At 71.9% G+C, this 17,812-nt stretch carries 14 protein-coding genes; 9 read left to right on the top strand and 5 right to left on the bottom strand.

Translation table 11 applies throughout. The annotated features are described in order from the left end of the window. Window positions 1-100 precede the first annotated feature (100 nt). Window positions 101-2,953 (top strand): leucine--tRNA ligase, encoded by a 2,853-nt coding sequence (gene leuS / locus AMO33_RS21065; RefSeq protein ID WP_060593984.1) that lies wholly within the window; start codon window positions 101-103, stop codon window positions 2,951-2,953. 82 nt (window positions 2,954-3,035) lie between these two features. Here leuS and AMO33_RS21060 read toward each other — a convergent pair whose 3' ends face one another. Both AMO33_RS21060 and AMO33_RS21055 read right to left on the bottom strand, forming a co-directional pair. Beyond that, window positions 3,036-3,725 carry a polysaccharide deacetylase family protein gene (locus tag AMO33_RS21060; RefSeq protein WP_314826569.1) on the bottom strand — a complete coding sequence of 230 codons (690 nt, stop codon included), beginning with the start codon at window positions 3,723-3,725 and terminating at the stop codon, window positions 3,036-3,038. 239 nt (window positions 3,726-3,964) lie between these two features. After that, window positions 3,965-4,669 carry an SDR family oxidoreductase gene (locus tag AMO33_RS21055; RefSeq protein WP_060593983.1) on the bottom strand — a complete coding sequence of 235 codons (705 nt, stop codon included), beginning with the start codon at window positions 4,667-4,669 and terminating at the stop codon, window positions 3,965-3,967. A 198-nt stretch (window positions 4,670-4,867) separates the two neighbouring features. Here AMO33_RS21055 and ggh point away from each other — a divergent pair, with 198 nt between their 5' ends. The 3 genes from ggh (at window position 4,868) to AMO33_RS21040 (ending at window position 7,929) form a co-directional block, all read left to right on the top strand. Beyond that, entirely contained in the window at window positions 4,868-6,205 is a 1,338-nt protein-coding gene (gene ggh, locus AMO33_RS21050) for a glucosylglycerate hydrolase (RefSeq protein WP_060593982.1), read from the top strand. Between the two features lie 3 nt (window positions 6,206-6,208). Further along, a complete protein-coding gene (locus AMO33_RS21045; RefSeq protein WP_011212062.1) occupies window positions 6,209-7,093 on the top strand; it encodes a hypothetical protein in 885 nt (294 codons plus the stop codon). Window positions 7,094-7,188: 95 nt separating this feature from the next. Further along, entirely contained in the window at window positions 7,189-7,929 is a 741-nt protein-coding gene (locus AMO33_RS21040; RefSeq protein WP_041560500.1) for a glycoside hydrolase family 25 protein, read from the top strand. Between the two features lie 9 nt (window positions 7,930-7,938). Here AMO33_RS21040 and AMO33_RS21035 read toward each other — a convergent pair whose 3' ends face one another. From AMO33_RS21035 to AMO33_RS21025, 3 genes are all read right to left on the bottom strand, one after another. Then, a complete protein-coding gene (locus AMO33_RS21035) occupies window positions 7,939-9,993 on the bottom strand; it encodes a PhoX family protein (protein ID WP_060595075.1) in 2,055 nt (684 codons plus the stop codon). 274 nt (window positions 9,994-10,267) lie between these two features. Beyond that, a complete protein-coding gene (locus AMO33_RS21030) occupies window positions 10,268-11,092 on the bottom strand; it encodes a hypothetical protein (RefSeq protein ID WP_060593981.1) in 825 nt (274 codons plus the stop codon). 268 nt (window positions 11,093-11,360) lie between these two features. Further along, window positions 11,361-11,903: a lipoprotein LpqH gene (locus AMO33_RS21025; protein WP_011212066.1), complete on the bottom strand. Its 543-nt coding sequence runs from the start codon at window positions 11,901-11,903 to the stop codon at window positions 11,361-11,363. Between the two features lie 202 nt (window positions 11,904-12,105). On the opposite strand from AMO33_RS21025, the gene AMO33_RS21020 reads away from it, so the two are divergent. From AMO33_RS21020 to AMO33_RS21000, 5 genes are all read left to right on the top strand, one after another. Next, window positions 12,106-12,504: a VOC family protein gene (locus AMO33_RS21020; RefSeq protein WP_060593980.1), complete on the top strand. Its 399-nt coding sequence runs from the start codon at window positions 12,106-12,108 to the stop codon at window positions 12,502-12,504. A 39-nt stretch (window positions 12,505-12,543) separates the two neighbouring features. Continuing rightward, on the top strand, window positions 12,544-13,887 hold the full coding sequence (locus tag AMO33_RS21015) for a hypothetical protein (protein WP_060593979.1): 1,344 nt from the start codon (window positions 12,544-12,546) through the stop codon (window positions 13,885-13,887). Next, the gene (locus tag AMO33_RS21010; protein ID WP_082668777.1) at window positions 13,887-14,924 is read left to right on the top strand and encodes a hypothetical protein; all 1,038 of its coding nucleotides are present in this window, start codon (window positions 13,887-13,889) and stop codon (window positions 14,922-14,924) included. Before AMO33_RS21015 ends, AMO33_RS21010 begins: the two co-directional genes overlap by 1 nt. 64 nt (window positions 14,925-14,988) lie before the next feature. Continuing rightward, window positions 14,989-16,500: a tetratricopeptide repeat protein gene (locus AMO33_RS21005; protein WP_060593978.1), complete on the top strand. Its 1,512-nt coding sequence runs from the start codon at window positions 14,989-14,991 to the stop codon at window positions 16,498-16,500. Continuing rightward, complete coding sequence (locus AMO33_RS21000; protein WP_082668776.1) at window positions 16,497-17,795, top strand: CHAT domain-containing protein; 1,299 nt, start codon at window positions 16,497-16,499, stop codon at window positions 17,793-17,795. The genes AMO33_RS21005 and AMO33_RS21000 overlap by 4 nt, the downstream gene beginning before the upstream one ends. Window positions 17,796-17,812: the final 17 nt, after the last annotated feature.

Genomic DNA, 17,812 nt, shown 5'->3' with positions numbered 1-17,812 from the left:
CAGCGCCGGTACGGCCCGACTGCCGGTCCGGTCGAGCCCACGTTCTACCCTGATAGCCGACGTCTGTCGGGATATCGGCGAGAAACAAGAAGGCAGGACCGTGCAGGACACTCGTGCAACCGAAAGCGATGTACCCGAGCACCGGTACAACGCCGCGCTCGCGGGCCGCATCGAGCGCCGGTGGCAGCAGCGCTGGCTCGAGCGCGGGACGTTCCACGCCCCGAACCCCACCGGGCCGCTCGCCGGGCCGACGGCGGCGCTGCCCGCGGACAAGCTGTTCGTGCAGGACATGTTCCCGTACCCGTCGGGCGCGGGCCTGCACGTCGGCCACCCGCTGGGCTACATCGCCACCGACGTGTTCGCCCGCTATCACCGCATGCGCGGGCGCAACGTGCTGCACGCCCTCGGCTACGACGCCTTCGGCCTGCCCGCCGAGCAGTACGCGGTGCAGACCGGCGCGCACCCGCGCGACACCACCGAATCCAACATCGCCACCATGCAGCGGCAGCTGGACCGGCTCGGCCTCGGCCACGACCGCCGCCGCTCCTTCGCGACCACCGACCCCGAGTACTACCGCTGGACCCAGTGGATCTTCCTGCAGATCTACAACGCCTGGTACGACCTGGAGCTGAACCGGGCCCGCCCGATCAGCGAGCTGGAGGAACAGTTCGCCTCCGGCGCCCGCCCGGCGCCCGACGGCAAGGACTGGGCGAGCATGTCGCAGGCCGAGCGTGCCGCCGTGATCGATTCCTATCGCCTGGTGTACCAGACGGATTCGATGGTGAACTGGTGCCCCGGCCTGGGCACGGTGCTGTCCAACGAGGAGGTCACCGCGGAGGGCCGCAGCGAGCGCGGCAACTTCCCGGTGTTCCGTAAGCGGTTGTGGCAGTGGATGATGCGCATCACCGCCTACGCCGACCGCCTGGTCGACGACCTGGACCTGCTGGACTGGCCGGAGAACGTCAAGGCCATGCAGCGCAACTGGATCGGCCGCTCGCGCGGCGCGCAGGTGCGCTTCGACTCCCCGGCCGGGCAGATCGAGGTGTTCACCACCCGCCCGGACACCCTGTTCGGCGCCACCTACGTGGTGCTGGCGCCCGAGCACGACCTGGTCGACGCGCTGGCCGCAGCGCAGTGGCCCGCCGACACCGACCCCCGCTGGACCGGCGGTGCGGCCACCCCCGCCGAGGCGGTGGCGCAGTACCGCAAATCCATCGCGGCCAAGTCGGATCTGGAGCGGCAGGAGAACAAGGAGAAGACCGGCGTCTTCCTCGGCGTGCACGCGGTCAACCCGGTCAACGGCGCGCGGGTGCCGATCTTCATCGCCGACTACGTGCTCAGCGGCTACGGCACCGGCGCGATCATGGCGGTGCCCGGCCACGACCAGCGCGACTGGGAATTCGCCACCGCCTTCGGCCTGCCGATCGTGGAGGTGATCTCCGGCGGCGACATCACCGCCGCCGCGCACACCGGTGAGGGCGAGCTGGTGAACTCCGACTACCTGAACGGGCTGTCGGTGGAGGAGGCCAAGGCCACCGTCATCGGCAGGCTGGAGGCCGACGGGCACGGCACCGGCACCATCCAGTACAAGCTGCGCGACTGGCTGTTCGCGCGCCAGCGGTACTGGGGCGAGCCGTTCCCCATCGTCTACGACGAGGACGGCGCCCCGCACGCGCTGCCGGAATCCATGCTGCCCGTGCGGCTTCCGGAGCTGGACGACTTCGCCCCGGTGACCTTCGACCCCGACGACGCCGATTCCGAGCCGTCGCCGCCGCTGGCGAAGGCCACCGACTGGGTGCACGTCGAGCTGGATCTGGGCGACGGGCCCAAGAAGTACCGGCGCGACACCAACGTCATGCCGAACTGGGCGGGCAGCTCCTGGTACCAGCTGCGCTACGCCGACCCCACCAACGCGGACGCGTTCTGCGCCAAGGAGAACGAGCAGTACTGGCTCGGCCCCCGCACCGCCGAGCACGGCCCGGACGACCCGGGCGGGGTGGACCTCTACGTCGGTGGCGTCGAACACGCCGTGCTGCATCTGCTCTACGCGCGGTTCTGGCAGAAGGTGCTCTTCGACCTGGGCTACGTCAGCAGCAGTGAGCCCTACCGGCGGCTGTTCAACCAGGGCTACATCCAGGCCTACGCCTACACCGACCCGCGCGGCGCCTACGTGCCGGCCGCCGAGGTGGTGGAGCGCGACGGCGCGTTCTTCTGGACCGATGCCACCGGCACCGAGATCGAGGTGTCCCAGGAGTACGGCAAGATCGGCAAATCGCTGAAGAACGCGATCTCCCCCGACGAGGTGTGCGACCAGTTCGGCGCGGACACCTTCCGGTTCTACGAGATGTCGATGGGTCCGCTGGACACCTCGCGGCCGTGGTCGACCAAGGACGTCGTGGGCGCGCACCGGTTCCTGCAGCGGGTGTGGCGACTGGTGGTGGACGAGGAGACGGGCGCGAGCCGCGTCACCGAGGACGCGCCGACCGACGAGACGCTGCGCTTCCTGCACCGGACGATCGCGGGCGTCGACGAGGATTTCGCCGCGCTGCGCGACAACACCGCCGGGGCCAAGCTGATCGAGCTGACCAACCATCTCACCAAGAGCTACCCGAACGGCACGCCGCGCGCGGCCGTCGAGCCGCTGGTGTTGATGCTGGCCCCGCTGGCGCCGCACGTCGCCGAGGAACTGTGGGAACGCCTGGGGCACAGCGAATCCCTGGCGCACGGTCCGTTCCCGGTGGCCGATCCGGCGTGGCTGGTGGAGGAGACGGTCGAGTACCCGATCCAGGTCAACGGCAAGGTGCGCAGCCGCATCCAGGTGCCCGCCGACGCCGACAACGCCGCCATCGAGGCCGCCGCACTGGCCGACGAGAAGATCGCGGCCCTGCTCGCCGGCGCCACCCCGCGCAAGCTGATCGTCGTCCCCGGCCGCCTGGTGAACATCGTCGCCTGACCGGGGGTTGGCACATCCTGAGCGGTCAGCGGCCGGAGGCGGCAGCGCAGCGCCACCACGCAGGCCGCCCCGGTGCCCCCGTTTACGCGGGCGGTTCCAGGACGTCGTTCAGCGTGACCATCGACAGGTTGCGCGCACGGATGATGTCCACGAGCTGCCCGTAGCATTTCGTGACGGTGGGCGCGTTGGCGTGGCCGATGACAATGGCCTGCGGGTTGAACCAGCGGTGCGCGCATTCGACGAGGAACTCCTCGGTGATCAGGCCGGAGTCCGACAGCGAGCCGTACCACATGGTCGGCACGGTGTAGCCGAGATCGGCGGCGACCGCGTCGACCGCGGCGTTGTGCCTGCCGAAGGGTGGCCGGTAGTAGGGCGTGCCGTCCACGCCGAAGGTGTTGCGCAGGAACGATTGTGCGCGCGACAGTTCCTCGGCGACGGCCGTCCGCGAGACGGCGGTGAGGTCGGCGTGGCTCCAGGTGTGGTTGGCGAGCTGGATCTGCCCGGATTCCACCAGCGGCGCCAGTTCGGCGCGGTGGATGGTCCACGACTCGTAGTGCGCGGTGACGAAGAAGGTGAAGCGGGCGCCGGTGTCGCGGGCGAACCGGAGGTAGGCGCCCACCACCTCGGGGCTGGCACCGTCGTCCACGGTGAGGGCGAGGTTGGTGCCGGGGCCGGGCAGCGCGGTGATGGTGGTGCGGCCGATGGGCGTGCGCGGGCCGCCCGGCGGGGGCGGCAGCAGCGGGGCCGGCGGCTCTGGGGGCGCGGGCGGCACGGGGGCGCGGCGGCGTCGACGGCACTGTCGGCGGCCTCACTCGCCGCAGTGCAACCAGTCAGCAACAGGGCGGTGCCCGCCGCGATCATCGACAGCAGCTGTCGCCTCTCCACCATCCCCACCTCGCATGCTCGCCGCCGGCGCGCCGGGGCTCACGACCGGTCCCGCGGCACGGTACGGATGATAGGTGAGTCGGTGGCGGATTCCGCGCAACCATCCGGTTATCCGGCGGTGTCGAGTCAGCGCGGCGGCGTCGGGCGGAGCACGATCTCGGTGGGATGCCCGTCGCGCGGAGTCTCCACCGCGTGGCGGACGGCGCGGGCGACGGTCTCGGGGGTCAGGAATTCCTCGGGTCGGTATTCGCGGCCCTCGTCGGCGACGATCGCGCGCTGCATGTCGGTGTCGATGCGGCCCGGATGCACCGAGGTGACCCGCAGCGTCGGTTCCTCCAGGCGTAGCGCGTCACCGAAGGCGCGCAGGCCGAATTTGCTCGCGGCGTAGGAGCCCCAGCCCGCGTTGGCGCGCAGCCCGGCGCCCGAATTGATCAGCACCACATGGCCTTCGGCCGCGCGCAGGGCGGGCAGCAGCAGCCTGGTCAATTCGGCGACCGCGATCAGGTTGGCCTCCAGCGTGGTACGCCATTGCGCCACCGAGGATTCGGCGATGGTGCCGAGGTCGGCGACGCCCGCGTTGTGCACGAGCACATCGAGGCGGCGGATGGGTTCGGTGGCGGCGGCGACCGCTTCGTAGTCGGTCAGTTCCACCGGCCAGGCGCTCGCGCCGGGCAGTTCGTCGAGCACCGCGCGCAGCGAGTCGGCGGTGCGGGCGCCGAGCAGCAGGTCGTGGGTCGGCGCGAGTTCGCGCGCGATGGCGGCGCCGAGACCGCGGCTGGCGCCGGTGATCAACGCGGTGGGCTTCGGCAGGCTCGTCACAGCGGTCGTCATGGGCCCCACGGTAGTGTGCCGATCGCGTAGCACGGCGGCGCCGCCCGACGATGCGGATACCGGAACCAATCCATCGCCAGGGACGGGGCAACGCGAGAAGTGACAACCGCCGCACATCGGCCGGTCGAGAACCGGCACGTACCGGACGAACCCACCGCTGAACAGGCGTACTTGCCGGTCGCACCGCAGAATAGGGGGATGGCACATCCGGGTTTCACCCCCACCCAGCTCGCGGCACGCGCCGCGTATCTGCTGCGGGGCAACGACCTGGGCACGATGACCAGCGCGGCGCCGCGGCTGTATCCGCACATGTGGAGCTGGGACGCGGCCTTCGTCGCCGTCGGGCTGGCGCCGCTGAGTGTCGAACGCGCGGTCGTCGAACTGGACACGCTGCTGTCGGCGCAGTGGAAGAACGGGATGATCCCGCACATCGTGTTCGCCAACGGCGTGGACGGTTATTTCCCCGGCCCGGCCCGCTGGGAGTGCCGCGCGCTGGCCGCCAACGCCCCCGAGCACTTCGACACCTCCGGGATCACCCAGCCGCCGGTGCACGCCATCGCAGTACAGCGCATCCTCGACCATTCCCGCAGGCACGGCCGCACCACCCGGGCGATCGCCGAGGAATTCCTCAACCGCCGCTGGCCGGATCTGGTGCGCTGGCATCGCTGGCTGGCCACCGCGCGTGACCCCAAGGAGAGCGGGCGCATCACGCTCTATCACGGCTGGGAGTCCGGGATGGACAACTCGCCGCGCTGGGACCGTGCCTACGACAATGTCGTGCCCGGCGATCTGCCGCCCTACCGCCGCGCCGACGTGCTGGTGGTGTCCGATCCGACGCAGCGTCCGACCGACCGCGAGTACGACCGGTACCTGTGGCTGGTCGAACAGATGCGCCGCGCGGGCTACGACGACTACCAGCTGGCTTCCACCATGAGCTTCGCGGTGCAGGACGTGTTCGTCACGGCGATCTTCGCGCTGGCCTGCGAGGTGCTCGCCCACATCGGCGAGGAGTACAAGCAGCCCAACGCCGACGTGCGCGAGCTGCACGGGTGGGCGGAGCGGTTCCGCGCCGGGGTGATCGCCACGACCGATGCGCGCACCGGGGTGGCCCGCGACTACGACGTGCGGCTGGGGCGCTGGATCGGCACCGAGACGCTGGCCGGCTTCGCGCCGCTGCTGTGCGGCGGCCTGCCGCGCGACACCGAACGCAGTCTGCTGCGCCTGTTCGAGGGCCCGCGCTTCTGCGGGCACCCGGATCTGCGGTACGCGCTGCCGCCGTCCACCTCGCCGGTCTCGCGGGATTTCCGGCCGCGTGAGTACTGGCGCGGCCCGGTCTGGCCGGTGATGAGCTGGCTGTTCTCCTGGGTGTTCGCCCGCCGCGGCTGGGCCGAGCGGGCTTTCATGTTGCGCGCGGAGGGCCTTCGCCAGGCCAGTGACGGCAGCTTCGCCGAGTACTACGAGCCGTTCACCGGCGAGCCGCTGGGCAGCATGCAGCAGTCCTGGACCGCCGCCTCGGTACTGGATTGGCTCGGCTGACCCATGCGAAGACAGGACCTGGACGACGCCGTCGTCCTGACCTCGACGGGCCCGCTGCTGCCGCCGCCGCTGCACATGGAGGTGGCAGGCACCGATCGGATGCTGTTGCGCCAGTGCGGGCGGGCGATCCTGCTCGGCCGCATCGACGGCGATCGGACCGGCGTGGAGCTGTTCCGCCGGGTCGGCTACCGCTCGCCGCTGCCACCGCTGGACCCCGCGGAGACGGGCACCGAGCAGCAGTGGCTGTCCGGGTTCGCCGATGCGCTCTCCGCCGCCGACAACGGGCCGCTGCACCCGGGGCGCTGGCTGCTCGAATACCGGTCGACGCTCACCCACGGCACCTGGCACGGCGAGTTCATCCGCGACTGGCCGGGCGGTTACCTGGCCTGGCGGCGCGGCTGCACCGCGATCATCCCGCTGCGGCCGCTCACCGATCCGGACGCACCGGAGCTGGCGGCGGCGCGGCGGCGAGCCCGGGCGGGCACGCTGGCGCCGGTGCTGCTGTGGGAGGTGTCGGGCTTCGACGGCTGGGTGATCCTCGACGGGCACGACCGTGCGGTGGCGGCCCTGGCCGAGGGGCACGAACCCGCCTCGATCGTGCTCGCGCGTGGCTGGAGCATGCAGAAGCAGACCGACGCGATCCTCGGCGCCATCGATCATCAGCGCCGGGTGCTGGCCGGGCTGCGCGACGAGCGGGAACGCCGCGACGTCACCGCGCGGATGAGCGCGGGGATGGCCCGGTTCGCCTACGGCCACGAGCGCACGATGGCGTGGCCGGTGCCGGGCGGCCTACCCGGGTGGACGGCGGCCCTGCTGGACTACCGCGGCGATCAATACGCGGCCCGGCGGAACGGGTCGGCCGACGGGAGTGAACCCCGACGGGAGTGAGCGCCGAAGGGAGTGCACGCCGTGGAGTGAACACTGGGCAACACTCGCGCGCGGTGCTGGTCACCCGCGCGTCGCCGTGGCTATCGTCGTCCGGCATGGACCGCAGCTCCCGCAGATCGACCCGCGCCCTGGCGTTGTCCGCGCTCACCCTCGGCGGCCTCCTCGCCGCGACCGCACCCGCGGCGGCCGCACCGACCGGACCCGACGTGTCCTCCTGGCAGCACATCGACGGCAGGCTGATCGACTGGTTCGCCGTCAAGCGCGCCGGCCACGATTTCGCCATGGTGAAGGCGACCGAGGGCCTCGGCTACGTCAACCCCTATTTCGTGCCGGACAGCCTGCTCATGCGGGCCGCGGGTGTCGCCCGCGGCACCTACCATTACGCCCGCCCCGAGCTGCCGCCCGAGCCGCAGGCCGCGCTCTACGCCGCGACCGTGCTCGGTCAGAACGGCCCGCTGGACCTGCCGCCGGTGCTCGACCTGGAACACTCCGGCGGGCTGGCCCCGGCCGCCCTCATCGACTGGACGCACCGCTACCTGAACACCGTGCGCGCCCTGACCGGCCGGGTGCCGATCATCTACACCTATCCGACGTTCTGGCGCACCGCCATGGCCGACACCGACCAGTTCACCGGCTATCCGCTGTGGATCGCCGACTACCGGGGCAACGCGCAGCCCGAGGTGCCGGGCGGCTGGCCGACCTGGACGTTCTGGCAGACCACCGACAGCGGGTCGGTGCCCGGCATCGCGGGCCCGACCGACCTCAACGTCTACAGCGGCGCCCAGGGCGATTTCGCCCGCTACGCCAACATGGGCGGGCTGTTCGGCAGCAGCTGACCCGCCGGGTCAGACGCCGATCCGCCCGCCACCGGCACGCCACACCGCGACCACCGAGGGCCGCGGCTGCGCGCTGCCGCCGTCGGGCCAGTGCGAGGCGGGGTTGTCCGGCGTCGCGTCGTCCTCCTCGCCGGGATGCTGCACGCAGACCAGCACCCGCGACTCGGTGACGATCGGCCCGCAGGTCTCCGCGCCGCGCGGCACGGTGAGGAACTGCTTGGTCTCGCCGCGGGCGGCCCCCTCGAGCACCACCGAGAACAGGCCGTCGTTGGACTTCAGCGCGTTGCCGTCGGTGGAGATCCACAGGTTGCCGTACTGGTCGAAGGCCAGGTTGTCCGGGCAGGAGATCGGGCTGACCTTGTCCTTGTCGAAACCGGCGTAGTAGGTGTCGGCAGCCTTGGGATCACCGCAGACCAGCAGCAGCGACCAGGTGAACTCGGTGCCGGTATGGTCGTCGTCGATCTCGAGGACCTGGCCGTTCTTGTTGAGGTTGCGCGGGTTGGCCTCGTCGGCGGCGGCCTTGCCCTCCTTGCCGCGGTTGTCGTTGTTGGTCAACGCGACGTACACCTTGCCGGTCACCGGGTTGGCCTCGAAATCCTCGGGGCGGTCCATCTTGGTGGCGCCCACCTTGTCGGCGGCCAGGCGGGTGAACACCGCCACCTCCTCGGCGGTCATGCCCTCCACCAGCGAGCGGCCCTTGCCGTCACCGTCGGATTCGAGAAGCGGAATCCACCGGCCCGTGCCGGTGAAGCCCTTGTCCGAGGGCAGCGTGCCGGAGCCGTCGATCTTGTCCGCGTGGTCGCCGGTGAGCTTGGCGACGTAGAGGGTTCCCGCGGTGAGGATGGTCATGTTCGCGCGCCTGCTCGCCGCACCCGTGCCCGGCTGGATCTTGCGCGACGACACGAACTTGTACATGTAGTCGAAGCGCTCGTCGTCGCCGGTGTAGGAGACCACGGAACCGTCGGCGGTCACGTGGATGGTGGCGCCCTCGTGCTTGAGCCTGCCCAGCGCGGTGTGCTTGACCGGTGTCGATGCCGGGTCCCACGGGTCGACCTCGACGACGTAGCCGAATCGGTTGGCCTCGTTGGGTTCCTGCGCCAGATCGAAGCGCTTGTCGGCGCGCTCCCAGTGGTTGGCGGTGGCGCCCTCGGCGAAGCCGTAGCGCTTCAGGCGGGCGGCCGCGGTGGGCTCGGTGACCTTGTCGCCGTTGGCGAAATAGCCGTGGAAGTTCTCCTCGCCGGAGAGCACGGTGCCCCAGGGCGTCACGCCGCCCGCGCAGTTGGCGAAGGTGCCTGCGACCTTGGTGCCGGTCGGGTCGGCGGAGGTCTTGACCAGGTCGCTGCCCGCGGCCGGACCGGTGAGGGTGAATTCGGTGGTCGCGGTGATGCGGCGGTTGTACTTGCCGAAGACGGGCTTCAGCCTGCCCGAACCGGATTCGCCCTCGACCTCCACCACCGACAGACCGTGCGCGGCCAGCGTGATCGCGATCTGCTCGTCGGTCGGCGCGTTCTTGTCGTAGCCGCGGAACATCTGCGGGCCGGTGGTGTACTCGTGGTTGACCACCAGCAGGTACCGGTTGGCCTGGCCCTCGACGGGCAGCAGAGCGGCGAAGTCGTTGTTGTAACCGAACTGTCGGGCCTGCGCGGCCGCGGTCTGGTTCTCGAAGTCGAAGGCGGGGGCGTCCGGGAAGATCGGGTCGCCCCAGCGGATCACCACCTGTTGCTCGTAGCCCTCGGGGATGACCACCGCGTCCTCGGTGTTGGGGGTGACCGCGGTGAAATCGGTGCCGGTGCCCGGATCACCCGCCGACGCCGCCGGGGCGGGCTCGTCGTCGCCACAGGCCGCGAGCACGCCGGCCGCGCCGACCGCCAGCACCGCCGCCGCACCGCCCTTGAGCAGGCCGCGCCGGTTGAGGGAGCTGACGATGTCGCCGAAGTACTCACCGCCGGAGGTGTTGGGCGCCTCGTGGAAGCAGGCGTTGGCGCACTTGTATTCGCAGGTCACCGCGGAGCGGGACGAGCGGCCGTCGTGGGCGACGAAGAGGGCGAGAGGCTTCGGGGTCACGATCACTCCTGACTGGGCTGAGCGGTCCGGTGGCCGGTGACGACGGCACCGCGGCACGCGGGCCGCCCGCTCCGGCACACCGAACACAGCTGACGGCGGCACGCTAGACGCCGTAGTCGATTCGCAGGGAACGCATCGGTGAACATCCGACCAATTGCCCCGGTCCTGGCAGGTCCTGCGGAAACACGGACGACCCGGCCCACCGCCGGACCGTCCGCGAACGTCGGGCGACGCGCGCGGGCGGAACGGCGGCGGGTCCGGGTAGGCCGGGGGCTCACGCGTTCACCGGGATCGACAACACCACCTCGTTCTCGTTCTCCGGCAGGTAGTGCACCTGGACGATCCGCCCGACCTGCACATTGGCGACGCCCGCCGGCGGCAGGAACTTCTCGGTGCGGGTGGTGAAGGTGCTGCCGTCCGGGCGGGTGACGGCCAGGCCGATCCGCACCTCGGCGTAGCCCTCGCGGATCCGGCCGGTCACCGCCAGCGACTGCACCACGGCCTGTGCGGCGATCCCGCGGGCGGCGATATCGAGCTTGGCCGCGGTGGTGAAGCCCTTGCGGATCATCGACTGGTTCATCACCCGCTGCGCCTCGGCGGTGTCGCCGGACAGGTCGACCTGCACGGTGTCGGTGCGGTGCGGCAGGTACCGCACCGGCAGCACCACGCCGGGCCGCAGCAGGGCCAGCTCGGTGAGCGGGACGACGAGGCGGGCGGTGGCGTCGAAGACCTTGCCGTCGGCACCCTCCACACCGAACTCGATGCGCACCTGCGGCTGGTCGTTGACCTGGACCCCGGTCTGCCGCACCGACTTCACGGTGCCCAAGCCGGTCAGGCCGGCGCGGAAGGCGCCGGTGTTGCGGCCGGTCAGTGCCTGGAGCACGCCACCGCCGAACAGGTCACCGGCCATCGCGGTGTAGGTGAAGACCATCGTCACGGCGACGAAGGCGACGATCGGCAGGGCGAGGTAGCCGTTGGCCCAGGCGGTGATGCCCGGCTCCCAGCGGCTGACGGGTTCGTAGGTCAGGCCGTGCCACAGGTAGAGGCCGACGGCCAGCAGGGCGGCGACGACGACGGCGATGCGGAGTGCGCGGATCATGATGTGCTCCTCGATGGGTGGGATGGGTGTTCCGGGTTCCGGGCCACCCCGTCGTCCCGGTGGGGGACGACGGGGAGCCGAGAATCCGGGCTGCGTCGGTTTTCGCTGACCCGCTCAGGCGGTGTCCGATTTCGCCTGAGCGGAGCGGCCTACGTGGTGACGCTTCGCTACCGCCTCCGGCCGCAACCCGCTCAGGCGGTGTCCGATTTCGCCTGAGCGGGGCGGCCTACGTGGTGACGCTTCGCTACCGCCTCCGCCGCTGACCCGCTCAGGCGCCGACGATGTCGGTGCAGGCGAAGGTGATCTCGAAGGTGGCGGTGCTGGGCCCGGCCAGCGGGTTGGTCATGTCCGGTGCGCCCACGCCTTCGCCGGTGATGGTGAAGGTGTTGCCGTCCTTGGCCAGCTTCGCCGAGCCGCCGGGCTGGCCGTTGCCGTAGCCCAGGGCGTACGGCATGCCCGCGGAGCCGCCCTTGCTGCCCGCGATGCCGACGGCCTGCACGGTGTCGCCGGTGACGGTGGCGCTCACGGTGAGCTGGCCGTAGGTGGCGTTGTTGTTGTCGGTCAGCGCGAGGGCCAGGGTGTCGCCCTGCTTGGCGCAGGTGGTCTCGAATCCGGCGTCGAGCGCCTTGCCGTCCACCGCGGCGGCGGACTTGCCCGCCGGTGCGGCCGGGGCGGCGGCCGACGTCGTGGCCGACGTGGTGGGGGCCGCGGTCTCGGTGTCGTCCCCGCAGGCGGAGACCAGCAGCGCGAGGGCGGCGGCGGAGGCGATCGCGGTGGCGCGGAGGGCGGTGCTGCGGAGGGTGGTGTTCATGGTGTTCGTCCTGTCTCTCGGTCGGTCCGGCCTCGCTCGGGCCGTCGAGAGAAAGGTAGGAAGACACCCGCCGCCTACCGATCCCAACTTTGGTCCGCCGAGCACGGGGATCCGAGCCGCTCGGCAGAGCTGAAACCGCAGGTCAGGACCGATCCGAGAAATTTCTGGGAATTTCGGCGCCGAGCTGTGCGAGCGTGGTCGCATGATCGGCCACTTCGGGATCAACGTCCCCGACCTCGCCGCCGCCAAGGCGTATTACGACGAACTCGTGCCGCTGCTCGACTTCGAGGAGTTCCTCGGCGCCGACGACCAATTCGCCTACCGTCCGGCCCGCGGCAAGCCGGGCACCTACCTGTTCGTCTACCCGGCGGCCGAGGACGCCGCCTATTCGCGGCACGGCACCGGGTTGCAGCACATCGCGTTCATGGTGCCGGACCGTCGCCGCGTCGAGCAGGTGCACCAGCGGGCGCTGGCGCTCGGCTCGCCGATCCTGCATCCGCCGCGGCATTTCCCGGAGTATCCGCAGCCCTACTACGCCACCTTCTGGCTCGATCCCTTCGGCATCATGCTCGAGGCCGTCTGCCACCACGACCGGGACTGAGCGACTGCGTACCGGGTGGTGAGCCGTTAATCTGAGCCGATGCGACGACCCCGCGCCTCGGTGCTCGACGAGGTGTGGCGCGGGCTCGACGGTGTGGAGGCGTTGAGCGGGCCGCACGGCGGGCCGCTGCGCCGCACCGTCAAGCTGATCCTCGATCCACTGGTCATCCGGCCGGTGCAGCATCCCGTCTGCGCGGGCGCGGTCCTCACCGCCGACGGCGCCACCCTGCTGGCCACTCGCGTGCACGCCGCCGCCGATGTGCTGCGCGCGACCGCCGCCTGGTTCACCCTGCTCAAGCAGGTGCGCCGGGCGCTGCGCATCACCGAGGGCAACGCCCAGGACCTGTACTTCCAGCGGTGTTTCGAACTCGCCACCGAATACGGACACCCGCACCCGACCCGCGACCGGCCGCGCGCGGAGGCGACCCTTCGCGAGATCCACTCGTTCGCGGCGGGCCGCACCACCCAGGCGCTCAAGGACCATCTGTCCGATGCCGGGGTCACCGCCCGGCTGGCCGAACTCGTCGAGACGGCGTGGACGCGCCGCCCCCCACCGCGACCGCGGGACCCGTCCCATTCCGGTCAGCTCCTCGACCTGCTGACGGCGGCCGCCGACCGCACGAGCCCGCACCGCGGTGAGGGCGCGCGGCTGCTCGCCGCGGTAATCGCCGCCAACGCGGGCACCCACACCGGAATAGCGCTGTGGTACAGCGAGTTCGGTGTGACCGCCCGCGAACTGGGCCTCACCGCGCACCCGCTGCCCGCCCGGCCCGCGCTCGGGGCATCGGCCGCCACCGCCGCGCTCGCCCTGCCGTTCGACCGCACCATCTACGAACGCGTCTTCACCGTTCTGCAGGCATCCACCGAACGCGCCGAACTGCCCCCGATCCCCGACCTGGTCACCGACGAGATCGCCCGCAGCTGCGCGCCCTGGGCCCTGCTGGACGAATCCCTGCGGGCGGCCGCCGCGGCGGGCACCGAACTCGGGCTCGGGCTCGAGCCGATCGACCGCCCCGGCGGCGCGGCCGCCGAGTCCGCGGCGCATCGCGTGGTCAACTCCCGGTGGCGTCGTGAGGCGTATGTGCTGCAAGCGCGACGGCTCGCGGTGCACCTGGTCCCGGATGCCGCCGAGGACCGGGATCCGCTGACCGTCGTCGCCGCCGAACTCCGTGCGCCGTGGCGTCCGTATCTGCGCAGGCTGTGGGTGCGGTTGCACGGGCGCGATGTGCGCGGACTGCCGGTGCACGAACCCGAGGAACTGTGGGATCTGCTGGACGGGGTGGCCCGATCGGTGATCCTCGACCACCGCACCCGGGTGAAGAACGCGCTCAGCGCGGCTGCGGCGGCTCCGGCCGTCGGCACGACCGAACCGAGGGCGAGCTGATGCCCGACACCGTCCAGCTGCGCCGCGTCGAGTCCGACCTGTGGGCGATCACCCCGCCGGGCGCTCCCTCGGTACTGGATCCCGCGCCCGCGCTGGACACCCTGGTCCTCGAGGTCGTCGGCGGACATCTGAGCTGGAGCCTGTTGTCCGGCAGTCGCGTTCCGGCGGCCGTCCTGCACGATCTCGACGCGGCACAGGACTGGTTGTGGGCCGTCTACGGCGAGCCCGTGGCGGTGGCCGCGGCCTCGGTGGCGCCGCCCGGCGCCGGGGACGGCCCGCCGGTGACACTCACCGCCGAGCCTGCGCGTCCCGGAATTCTCCGAGCCGCGTGGCGGCTCGCCTACGCGCACTGGGCCGCCCGCTGGTGGCCCGCCTCCACCGTCGACGGCATCCCCGCGCTCGACCAGCGCCTGCTGGACGAGGAGATCACCACCCTCACCGACGACTGCGATCTGCTCGTGGACGGTGCGGACGCCCAGCCACCGGTCCGCGAATCCACCCCGGTCCCGGTGACGGCCCGCGCCGAGGACTACGCGCTGGCCGCCGGGGCGGCGACCGGCGACCCGGGTGGCGCCCTGACCTTCGGTCGCGGCAGCGGCGGCTGGGATTGGCGGCGCTGCCCACCGGGCCTGCTCGACGCCTCCGAACACGCCGTCTCCTGGGAGCTGACCCGCGCCGCGGGCCGCACGCTCGTGCGGGTCCGCGCCGTCGCCGCACCCGGCCTGAGCGGCGCTGTCCCCGTCCACCTGCGCCCACACGCCCGTGTCGACACCGGCCACGAGGCGGTCGACATCGCACTCGAGCTGGTCGGCGACACCTGGTCCGGCAGCGCGGACACCGACGCCGAAACGGTGTCGAGCGTGCGGGTGTACGTGCCCGGGGTCGGACCTGCGATCGATGACGAGTCCGGCAGTGTTGCGCGCGAGCGCATTCGCGCATTCGCGCGGAACCGACTGCACCGCGCCGCGCCGGCCGCCGACGACGACCGCCCGTTGCGCGCCGAGCTGGCAGCGGCCGCCGAGGACACGGATTTCTAGCGATGAGACGCCTCGACGACGCGAGCGGCCCCGCGCGAACGGCCCGCACCGCGGGGGCGGCGCGATGAGCGATACCGAGCCGGTCGGCCTCGACCTCCTGCACGCGGGCGCCGCGGCGTACCAGCGCGGCGATGCCGCCGAGGCGCTACGGATCTTCGAGGAAGCGGTACGCGTCGGCGCGGACGGGGTGCGGGTGAGCGCGTTGATCAACGCCGCCGCCATGTCCGACGAACTCGGCGACCACCGGGGTTCGGCCGACCGCTACCGCGCCGCACTCGCCGAGATACCGGCCGATGCCACGGAGAAGCGGGCGTCGGCGCTGGTGAACTACTCGCAGGCGCTCCAGCATCTCGGCGCGTTGGACGAGGCCGAGTCGGCGTTGACGCAAGCCCGGGCGCTGGTCGCCGGCGACGACAGCCTCGGCACCCTGCGCGTGGCCTGCCTGCTCTCGCTCACCGCCGTCGCCTTCCACCGCTCGCAGTGGTCGCGCGTGATCGAGCTCGCCACCGAATCCTTGGACGTGGCGGTGCGGTTCGCCCCCGCGCTGAGCGGCCATCCGCTGATGAACCTGGCGGGCGCCTACTTCGAGACCGGACGCCGCGACCTCGGGGTCGATTTCGCGCGGCAGGCGCTGGCGGCGTTCGAGGCAGCGGGCGATGCCAATGCCGTCGCCGAGACCCAGCAGAATCTGGCCGTCCTGCTGCTGCGCATGGATCGTCTCGACGAAGCCGAGGGCCCGCTCTCGGCCGCGCAGGCGTATTTCGAACGCGGCGGCCTCGCCTACCGCGCCGGTGTCGGGCTCAAGACCTCCGGTTTCCTCGCCGAACGCCGGGGCGAGTCGGCCGAGGCCGAACACCGCTACCGCCGCGCGCTCGACTACTTCGCTTCCTCCGGCGCCGTCCTCGATCTGGCGGCCGTCCGCACCCGCCTGGCCACCCTCGCCTACGCCCGCGCCGGCCTCGCCGAAGGCCGGGACCTGCTCGACGCCGCCTACCGCACCTACGCCGAGCACGGCCTCGGCCTGCACTGCGCGCAACTGGACTACTGGCACGCCGCCCTGCTCGAGTCGGTCGTCGACAGCATGGCCGAGCCGCCCCCGGACCTGCTGGCCGAGGGCCGCGCACTCGCCGTCCCCGCCGCCATCGCGATCGACGCCGTCCGCTACACCTTCGCCAACGGCAGCCACCGCGAACAGTGGAACCGCGAGATCGCCGACCCGGCCATGCGCCTGGCCTTCCGCTTCGCCCACCTCTGCGGGGACGGGGAACTGGTCACCGACCTCATCGAAACGCGCTGCGCCGGAACAACCCTCGACCTGTCACGGACCGAGCAGGCGGACCGGCCGGATCTCCCGCTGACCCCGCTGGAACCACCCGCCGAGCCGACCGACAGCGCGGGTCCCGCGTTCGCGCTCGGCGCCGCCCTGGCCCATGTCGCGGCGGCCGCCGGCCTGCCCGTCGGCCCGCCTCCGCGCGTGGTCCTCCCCGACGGTCACATCGCCCTGGCCGACTACATCGCCGTCGCCGAACAGAAGTACGGCCGTTCCGTTCGAGCCGGGCAGGTGGTGCGGGCATGACATCGCCGAACGCGGCGGCGGCGATCCCGCGACCTGCCATGCCCGATCAGCGACCCACGGTGCTGGTCAAGATGGCCGACGCCGGTGACCTCTACGTCTCCTGGCGATGGGCGCACGACCCGGCGCGCCGAGGCGCGGCGGCCATACCGGCCGCGGCGGTCGACGCCGCCGTGCGCGCGCTGGCCGGGGCACTGCCGGACCCCGCCGCCCCCGGCGCACTGGAACGCAGCCTGACCACCGGCGCGCTGGCCGATCCGACTCGCGAAGCCGCTCTGGCGCAGCATCTTTCCCGCGCCTTGCTCCCGCACGGTCTGGCCGTCGACCTCCACGACCTGCACACCCGCGCGATCCGCCCCCATATCCGGATCCAGCCCTCCCCGCGCGTCGCCCAGGTGCCGTGGGAGATCCTCGCGCCCGACCCCGACCTGCGCCTGCTCGACATCGCCGACCTCAGCCTGCTCGCCCCCGCGGGCATCGTGCAGGCCCCCGGCCGCACGCCCCGGCGCTGGGCCACCGATCGCGACCTTCCCGTCGTCGCGATCCTCGACCCCCGCGTCCCCGGCTTCCGCGCCGACTCCGCCCTCGGCTCGGTGCTCGGCCGCATGACCACGCCGACGCCGTTGACGGCCCGCATGACCGAACACCTCCGACGCGGCCGCCTCCGCCCGGCCGTCGACGAGCCCTACGACCTGTTCCGCCGCACCGATCTCGACCGCACCTGGTTGTCGACGACGTTGCGGGAAGGTGCTTCTCGCCTCGTCTACGTCGGCCATGTCACCTCGGCGCGCCCCGGATCGGGGCAGAGCGAGACCGCCGAACTCCACCTGGCCTGCACCGCCGAGACCGTCGGCTTCGCCGACCCGCAACGCACCCACCGCCCCCTCTCCGCCAAGGACCTGCTGCTCGGCACGCACATCCTCACCGCCGACCCGGTGGCCGGCCACGACCTCTGGCCGATCCCGAGCCGGGTCGCCCTCATCGCCTGCGAAAGCGGCGGTGACCTGCGCTTCACCGAGGCACTCGGCCTCGTCGCCGCCATGCTCCACGGCGGCGCCGAACTCGTCACCGCCACCCGCTGGCCGCTGCCCACCGACCTCGCCGTCCAGCGCCTCGCGGGCTCGACCGCCACCCCCCTCCAGTCCGCCATCCGCGAACTCGACGTCGCCCACGACCACGACGACCCGCTGGCGATCCAACTCGCCTGGCAGCGTGGCCAATTGGACGCCTGGCGGGCCACCGGCGCGGTCGACCGTTCCCCCCTCCTCTGGTCGGCCTTCGCCACCTTCCTCACCTGAGTGGCGGTCGAGCCCGC

The organism is Nocardia farcinica, assembly GCF_001182745.1.
Lineage (GTDB): Bacteria > Actinomycetota > Actinomycetes > Mycobacteriales > Mycobacteriaceae > Nocardia > Nocardia farcinica.
The sequence above is the reverse complement of the archived record's forward strand: the minus strand, read 5'-3'. Positions and strand labels throughout refer to the sequence as shown.